Raw genomic sequence first — 7,313 nt, forward strand, 5'->3', positions numbered from 1 at the left:
CCGAGGGGCCTTCATTCGCCGGCCAGGTTTGTAAGGGCCGTGCTCTTCCAGCTGAGCTATCCGCCCGTGTCGGACAGTCTAGTCTAGGAGCTTCGCTCACACTGTCAACTCGATCCGCCCACTATGCTCGAAACTATGTCCGTCGATCAGTGGGACCGACGGTCTGGCTTCCGCCCAGCGCCCTGCCGAGGCCGACTTGTACTACGCGAGGGCCCAGCCTCTGGTGTCAGGAGAACCTCGAGTAGCTTCTCCAGAACCTCCCAGCCTGCCCCCGCACCCCGCGTTCTCGCATAGAGCGTCCGTACCCCGTCGAGGGCCAACGCTTCGCGCTCCTCGACCGGGCCCGTGACCGACTCGGAATACGAGGGCCCGAATTCCTCAGGCGCTGGTCCCTCCTTGGACTCGATCAAGCTCTCGACGATCGCGTCCGTAACATCCCGTGGGAGGGGTGGGGCGTACCTCGTGCCCCTCGGGTAGCACTCGCGGTGCCGGCGACGCGCATAGGTCAGCAGTTTCTTCCGGTCCTCCACCTCGAAGATCGCCCTCAGCTCATAGCGGTCGGCCACGGTCACCTCCCAGGGGATCTCGTCGCCCTCTTCTGTGCAAAGACAGGGGTGGTAGCGCCGCAGACCTTAGCAATCCATTAGCAAAGACGACGAAGGGGTCAGCCGGCACCCGGCTAACCCCTTGTCTTACTTGGTTGCGGGGGCTGGATTTGAACCAGCGACCTTTGGGTTATGAGCCCAACGAGCTACCGGGCTGCTCCACCCCGCGGTGACCACTGCAATGTACCCGACGGGTGGGGAGGTGTCAACCTAGGCCCCCTCACCCTACCCTCTCCCCACTGGGGAGAGGGTAATTGTGGGCGCTCCCCTCTCCCCAGTGGGGAGAGGGGAACTGTGGGCGCTCTCTCTTGGGGAGAGGGAGCCGGCAAGGGGGGATATCACAGGGGTTTGCAGCCGGGGCGGTCGTAGCGGTGGAACTCGCCGCGCGCGTTGATGGCGACGCGGATGGTGGGCTCGCTGCCCACCGGCTCGACGTGGTGCCAGCGGTTCTTGGGGCCGAAGACGAAGTCGCCGGCTCGCGCGTGGACAGTCGCGGGCGCGTCCTCGATGTGCCAGTCGATCTTGCCCTGCAGCACCACCCACCACTCGTCGTGCAGGTGGTAGTGCGTGTCGTTCGGATGCCCGGGGGCGTGGCAGATGATGAAGGCCTGGATGTCGTCGGTCATTACCATCGCTTCCGACCACGGCGGGGCGCCCTTCTTCGCCTTGAGGTCTCCCAGGCGCGCCTGCAGCGTGCCGATCTCCATGAGCGGGATGCGGTCGGCCATATGCGTCTCCTGGATGCCGCTCAGGCGCCGGCGGCGCGGGTGATGCGGTCGGTCTTGCCGGACTCGTAGCGGCCGGTGCGGGCGATGCTCCAGAGCACGCGCCAGGCCCCGCGCGTCGCCAGCAGCCAGTAGGTCTGGCAGCGGAAGGTGCCGAGGAACTTCTCCTTGAGGCTCTTGCGGCGCAGGTCCACCTCGCGCGGGAGATACGGCCGCAGCTCCTCGACGAGGTTCTGGGTGACGATGCCGCCCACCCACACGGTCAGGATCAGCGAGAGCGTCGGCGCGCCCGTCGCCAGGTAGAAGAGCCACGGGTGGCGGCCGCGGTACATGTAGGCGAGCCACCAGCCGAGGTAGCCCGTCGCCGGATACACGAGCGCGGCGATCGGCCACTCGACGACCTTGTTGCCGACGTGCCGGACCAGTTGGGCCAGGTTGAAGGCTGTCGGGCGCTCGCGGAAGACGCGCCGCAGGAACGGGATGTCGTCGAGCACGCCCAGGTACCAGCGCGCGTTCTGACGGACCATCTTGTCGGGCGTCTCGGGCAGATCCATCAGCTCGACCATCGGCATCGCCTGGATCAGGATGCCGCGCGCGCCGAGCGCGTAGCCGAGCGTGGAATCCTCCGTGGCGCCCGAGGTCGGGAAGCCGCCCAGGGACTGCATCACGTCCAGGCGCACGAACTGGTTGTGGCCGAGGCAGATCTGGGAGCGGCGGAAGCAGAGCTCGAAAGCCGGGCGCGCGAGCCGCCCGAGCCGCGGGAAGCGCGCGGAGAAGCCGTCGAACAGCCGCACCCGCTTGACCTCGTTGATGAGCCGCGCGATCGAGACGCGGATGAAGATGGACGACTGCTGAATGGCGCAGATCTTCCCGCGGATGTCGAGCCGGTCGTAGTTGGCGAGCGACAGCGTGATGCCCTGGTACGCGAGGCTCCCCTGCCCCCCGAGCTCGAGCGAAGCGATCCAGCGGTACGTGTCGGGGTCGGGGATCGAGTCGGCGTCGCTCACGCCGACGAAGACGCGCGACGGATCGAAGGAGTCGCCCAGGATCTCGCGGAGGGCCTCGGGGCGGAGCGCCCAGTTGAGCTGCTGCGCCTTGCGGCCGGGCCCCGGCATGACGAGATGCGCGAGGCGCTTCTGCTGGTAGGGCGGCAGGGTCTCGCGGAGCCGGCGCACCAGCTCGCCCGTGCACACGCCCATGGCCGGGTGCGGCGCGCGCTCTTCCTCCTTCTTGGTCACGACGACGACATGGAGGCCCGGGTGCGGGTAGCGCGAGGCGCAGAGCGCCTTGACCGTGCCCGCGATGTCGGGCTCCTGGAAGGCCGGGACGAGGTGGAGGAAGACGGGCGCCTGGGGGTCGTGCTCGAGCGCCTCCTCGGTCGGCAGCGCGGAACGGCGCGCGTACGCATCGCGGACGAAACGCACCGTCGTCAGCATGCCGCGCCAGTCGAGGCTCAGCTTGAAGGACGCGCGGACGTTCAAGACGAGGGCGACGACGAACAGGATCGGCAGGAGCGCGTCCATGGGGGCCCCGGTAGTCTAGCGGCTTCCGGAGGCCGGCGGCAGCTTGAGCACGCGGTCGCCGGGCTTGACCAGCCCGAGCTTGTCGCGGGCGATCTGCTCGATGTAATCGGGATCGGTCCGGAGGCGATCCACATCGGCCGTCAGCCGCGCGGTCTCGGCGCGGAGCGCGCCCACCTCGCGCTCGAGGTTCTCGACTTCCTTCTTGAGCGTCCACACGCGCGTGAGGCTCTGCCCGCCGTAGGCGGCGAACGAGACGGCCAGCACCGCGAGCACCGCCGTGCGGACGAGACGGAGCGAGCGCACGTTCACTGCGCCCGGCTCCCGAAGGCCGCCCGGCCCGGCCAGACGGCAGACGGGCCCAGCTCCTCCTCGATGCGCAGGAGCTGGTTGTACTTCGCGGTGCGCTCGCCGCGGGAGAGCGAGCCGGTCTTGATCTGCCCGGCGTTGACGGCGACGGCCAGGTCCGCGACGAAGGTGTCCTCGGTCTCGCCCGAGCGGTGCGAGATGATCGTGCCGTAGCCGGCGCGCTTGGCCAGCTCGATCGTCTCGAGCGTCTCGGTCAGCGTCCCGATCTGGTTCAGCTTGACCAGGATCGCATTCGCGATCCCCTTGCGGATGCCCTCCTGGAGGATGGCCGGGCTGGTGACGAAGATGTCGTCCCCCACGATCTGGATGCGCGAGCCCAGCCGTTGCGTCAGCGCCCGCCACCCCTCCCAGTCGTCCTCGCCCAGGCCGTCCTCGATCGAGCAGATGGGGTAGCGCGAGAGGAGCTGCTCGTAAAACGCGATCATCTCCTCGCGGGACTTGTCGGCACGGTCGGCGCGCAGGCGGTAGCGCCCGTGCTTGCCGAACTCGCTCGCCGCCGGGTCGAGGGCGAGGAAGACGTCCTCCCCGGGCCGGTAGCCGGCGCGCTCGATGGCGCGCAGCACGAAGTCGAGCGCCGCCTCGTTGCCGGGCAGGCTCGGGGCAAAGCCGCCCTCGTCGCCCACGCCCGTCGAGAGGCCTTTCTCCTTGAGCAGCTTTTTGAGCGCGTGGAAGACCTCGACGCCGACGCGGAGGGCCTCGCCGAAGGAGCCCGCTCCCGCGGGCACGATCATGAACTCCTGGATGTCCAGGCCGTTGTCGGCATGCGCGCCGCCGTTGAGCACGTTCATCATGGGCACCGGCATGATCCGGGCGCCCGGCCCGCCCAGGTACTGGTAGAGCGGCAGGCCGCACTCGTCGGCGCCGGCGCGCGCGACGGCCAGCGACACGCCGAGGAGCGCGTTGGCGCCGAGGCCCGACTTGTTCGGCGTGCCGTCGAGCTCGAGCAGCGCGCGGTCCACGGCGGCCTGCTCCGTCGCCTCGAGGCCTTCGACCTCGGGGGCGATCGTCTCCGTCACGTTGCGCACCGCCTGGCGCACGCCCTTGCCGCCGTAGCGGGTGTCGTCGTCGTCGCGCAGCTCGACCGCCTCGCGCGTGCCGGTCGAGGCGCCCGAGGGCACCATGGCGCGGCCGAAGGCGCCCGAGTCGAGCCAGACTTCGACCTCGACCGTGGGATTGCCGCGCGAGTCGAGGACCTCGCGGGCGTGGACGGTGCGGATCTCGGACACGCTCAGGCCTTCCGCTCGATCATGAAGGTGCCGAGCTCCCTGAGCGGCTGAGATCGCGGCCCGAACGGAGCAAGGACGGCGTGCGCCTCGGCGACGAGGGCCTGCGCCCGGCGGCGGGAGGCTTCGATGCCGTGGACGGCCGGGTACGTCGCCTTCTGCTGCGCCTGGTCCTTGCCCGCCGTCTTGCCGAGCTCTTCCGTCGTCGCGGTGACGTCGAGGATGTCGTCCATGATCTGGAAGGCCAGCCCGAGGGCGCCGCCCACGACGCCGAGGGCGTCGAGCTGGGCCGGCGTCGCGCCCGACAGGATGGCGCCGGCGCGGATCGAGGCGCGGATCAGGGCGGCCGTCTTGTGGGTGTGGATGTAGTCCACCATCTCCGCGTCGGCCGGCTTGCCCTCGCACTCGATGTCGGCCACCTGTCCGCCGACCATGCCCGGGCTTCCCGCGGCGTCGGCGATCTCGACGAGGACGTCACGGAGCCGCGGCCCGTTCGACGTGGCCGGCACATTGTCGGCCAGCAGGCGGAACGCCAAGGTCAGCAGCGCGTCCCCCGCCAGGATGGCGAGGGCCTCTCCGAACACCTTGTGGTTGGTCGGCACGCCGCGGCGGAAGTCGTCGTTGTCCATGGCGGGCAGATCGTCGTGGATCAGCGAGTACGTGTGGATCATCTCCACGGCGCAGGCCGTCGGCATGACGTCGTCCGGCCTGCCGCCGACCGCCTCCGCGCCGGCGATGACGAGGACGGGGCGCAGGCGCTTGCCGCCGGCGAAGACGCTGTACCGCATGGCCCGGTGGAGCGTCTCGGGCGGCGCCGACTCGGCCGGCAGGAAGCGGCCGAGCGCCTGGTCGACGGCGCGGGCCCGCTCGACCATGTAGGCGGCGAGATCGAAGCTCACGGCTTACCGGTCTTCACGACTTGGCGACCTTCACGACTGGGCGTCCTTGTCCCACTCGAAGGGCTCGACCTTGAGCAGCCCCGACTCGTCCTTGGTGAGGAGCTCGATGCGCTTCTCGGCCTCCTCGAGGTACTTGGCGCAGCGGCGGGCGAGCGCGACGCCCTCTTCGAAGACCTTGAGCGACTGCTCGAGCGGCAGATCGCCGGCCTCGAGCTGGTCCACGATCTGTTCGAGCCGCTGGACCGCGTCCTCAAACTTGATGTCTTTCATCCCGTTCCTTGACGTCGGTCACGCGCGCTCCGAGCGCGCCTTGGTACAGGAGGATCTCGAGGGGGTCGCCCACGGCGACCTGCCCGGCGCTCCGCACGACGGCCCCCGAGGGCAGGCGCGTCAGGCTGTATCCGCGCGCCAGCACCCCCAGCGGCGAGAGGCTCTCGAGCCGGCCGACCGTCTCGGCGAAGCGGGAGCGCGACGCCTTCAGGCTGTGCGCGGCCGAGGCCACGAGCCGGCCCCTCAGCTGGCCCAGCATCGCCGCGCCGCCGGCAATCCTAGCCAAGGGATTGCGCGAGCGCAAGGCGCCGGTGGCGAGTGCCACGCGGTGCCTGACCTGGCGCTGGCTCGCGCGGAGGCCCAGGCGCAGGCGGCCCTGGAGCTCGTCGAGGCGGCGGTGGAGATCGCGGAGCGCCCGCGCGGGATCCGTCAGCACGCGGCGACGGCTCAGGAATAGGACGCGCTCCCGGTACGCCGCGACCTCGGCGGTCACGGCCTGCTTGAGCCGCGCGTAGAGATCGGCGAGCGTCTCGATCACCACGAGCTTCTCCCGCACCACGAGCTCCGCCGCTCCCGAAGGGGTCGGCGCGCGCAGGTCGGCCACGAAGTCGGCGATGGTGAAGTCCGTCTCGTGGCCGACGGCGGAGATCACGGGCACGCGGCAGGCCGCGATGGCGCGCGCGACGCCCTCGTCGTTGAAGGCCCAGAGGTCCTCGATCGAGCCGCCGCCCCTGCCGACGATGACGACGTCGAGATCCGGAACCGTCTGGAGATTCTCCAAAGCCTTGACGATCTCGCCGGGCGCCTCGTCGCCCTGCACGCGGACGGGAGCGATGAGGATGCGCAGGTCGCCGAAGCGGCGGCCGATGATGTTGAGGATGTCTCGGATGGCGGCGCCCGTGGGCGACGTGACGACGCCGATCACGCGCGGGAAGGCCGGCAGCGGCCGCTTGCGTCCCTCGTCGAAGAGGCCTTCCGCCGCGAGCTTGCGCTTGAGCTGCTCGAACGCGAGCTGGAGCGCGCCGAGACCCTTGGGCTCCATCATCTCGACGACCAGCTGGTACTGCCCGCGCGCGGCGTAGACGTCGAGGCCGCCGAAGGCCAGCACCTGCATGCCGTCCTCAAGATCGAAGCGCACGCGCCTGCCCCGCCCGCGGAAAAGGACGGCCGAGAGCTGCGCGCCCTCGTCCTTGAGCGTGAAGTAGGCGTGGCCCGAGCCGGGCGTGCGCAGGTTCGAGATCTCCCCCTCGACCCACACGCCCGGAAATGTCTCCTCGAGCGCCGCCTTGAGCCGCACCGTCAGCTCAGAGACCGTAAAAACCCGCCGCTCACCCTCGCTCACAGCCCCCTCACCTCTGGCCCCCTCACCTCTGGCCCCCTCACCCTACCCTCTCCCCGCTGGGGAGAGGGTTTCATTCGAATAGGCCTTCCCGGACCCCTCTCCCCTTTGGGGAGAGGGTAGGGTGAGGGGGGAGATCCCTTGACGCCAAGCGCCTCAACGATGCGGTGAAGTACGCCCTCCGTATTCGTCAAGGCCTCGTTGTCCCAGAAGCGAAGGACCACGTACCCTTGGGACTCGATGTACTCCGTGCGTACCTGATCGTCACGCAGCCGCAGCGCGTGCCGACCACCGTCGAGCTCGATAACCAGCTTGGCTTCCGTGCAGCAGAAGTCTGAGATGAAGGGGCCGATGGGATGCTGG

At 69.6% G+C, this 7,313-nt stretch carries 9 protein-coding genes and 1 tRNA gene; all 10 read right to left on the reverse strand.

The window, feature by feature from the left end:
* Positions 1 to 146: 146 nt before the first annotated feature.
* The gene (locus Q7W02_08165) at positions 147 to 566 is read right to left on the reverse strand and encodes a hypothetical protein (protein MDO8476159.1); all 420 of its coding nucleotides are present in this window, start codon (positions 564 to 566) and stop codon (positions 147 to 149) included.
* 131 nt (positions 567 to 697) lie between these two features.
* Positions 698 to 774 (reverse strand) — tRNA-Met (locus Q7W02_08170).
* Positions 775 to 943: 169 nt separating this feature from the next.
* Positions 944 to 1,333 (reverse strand): cupin domain-containing protein, encoded by a 390-nt coding sequence (locus tag Q7W02_08175; GenBank protein ID MDO8476160.1) that lies wholly within the window; start codon positions 1,331 to 1,333, stop codon positions 944 to 946.
* 20 nt (positions 1,334 to 1,353) lie between these two features.
* Complete coding sequence (locus tag Q7W02_08180; GenBank protein ID MDO8476161.1) at positions 1,354 to 2,853, reverse strand: glycosyltransferase; 1,500 nt, start codon at positions 2,851 to 2,853, stop codon at positions 1,354 to 1,356.
* Positions 2,854 to 2,868: 15 nt separating this feature from the next.
* Positions 2,869 to 3,162: a septum formation initiator family protein gene (locus Q7W02_08185; GenBank protein MDO8476162.1), complete on the reverse strand. Its 294-nt coding sequence runs from the start codon at positions 3,160 to 3,162 to the stop codon at positions 2,869 to 2,871.
* Positions 3,159 to 4,445 carry a phosphopyruvate hydratase gene (gene eno, locus Q7W02_08190; protein MDO8476163.1) on the reverse strand — a complete coding sequence of 429 codons (1,287 nt, stop codon included), beginning with the start codon at positions 4,443 to 4,445 and terminating at the stop codon, positions 3,159 to 3,161. The genes Q7W02_08185 and eno overlap by 4 nt, the downstream gene beginning before the upstream one ends.
* A 2-nt stretch (positions 4,446 to 4,447) precedes the next feature.
* Positions 4,448 to 5,317: a polyprenyl synthetase family protein gene (locus Q7W02_08195; GenBank protein ID MDO8476164.1), complete on the reverse strand. Its 870-nt coding sequence runs from the start codon at positions 5,315 to 5,317 to the stop codon at positions 4,448 to 4,450.
* 54 nt (positions 5,318 to 5,371) lie between these two features.
* Positions 5,372 to 5,611 carry an exodeoxyribonuclease VII small subunit gene (locus Q7W02_08200; protein ID MDO8476165.1) on the reverse strand — a complete coding sequence of 80 codons (240 nt, stop codon included), beginning with the start codon at positions 5,609 to 5,611 and terminating at the stop codon, positions 5,372 to 5,374.
* Positions 5,592 to 6,953 carry an exodeoxyribonuclease VII large subunit gene (gene xseA, locus Q7W02_08205; GenBank protein ID MDO8476166.1) on the reverse strand — a complete coding sequence of 454 codons (1,362 nt, stop codon included), beginning with the start codon at positions 6,951 to 6,953 and terminating at the stop codon, positions 5,592 to 5,594. Before xseA ends, Q7W02_08200 begins: the two co-directional genes overlap by 20 nt.
* Positions 6,950 to 7,313 (reverse strand): endonuclease domain-containing protein (locus Q7W02_08210; protein MDO8476167.1); only part of this gene is annotated, 364 nt, incomplete at its 5' end. The genes Q7W02_08210 and xseA, both read right to left, overlap by 4 nt.

It is taken from the genome of Candidatus Rokuibacteriota bacterium (assembly GCA_030647435.1).
Classification (GTDB): domain Bacteria; phylum Methylomirabilota; class Methylomirabilia; order Rokubacteriales; family CSP1-6; genus AR37.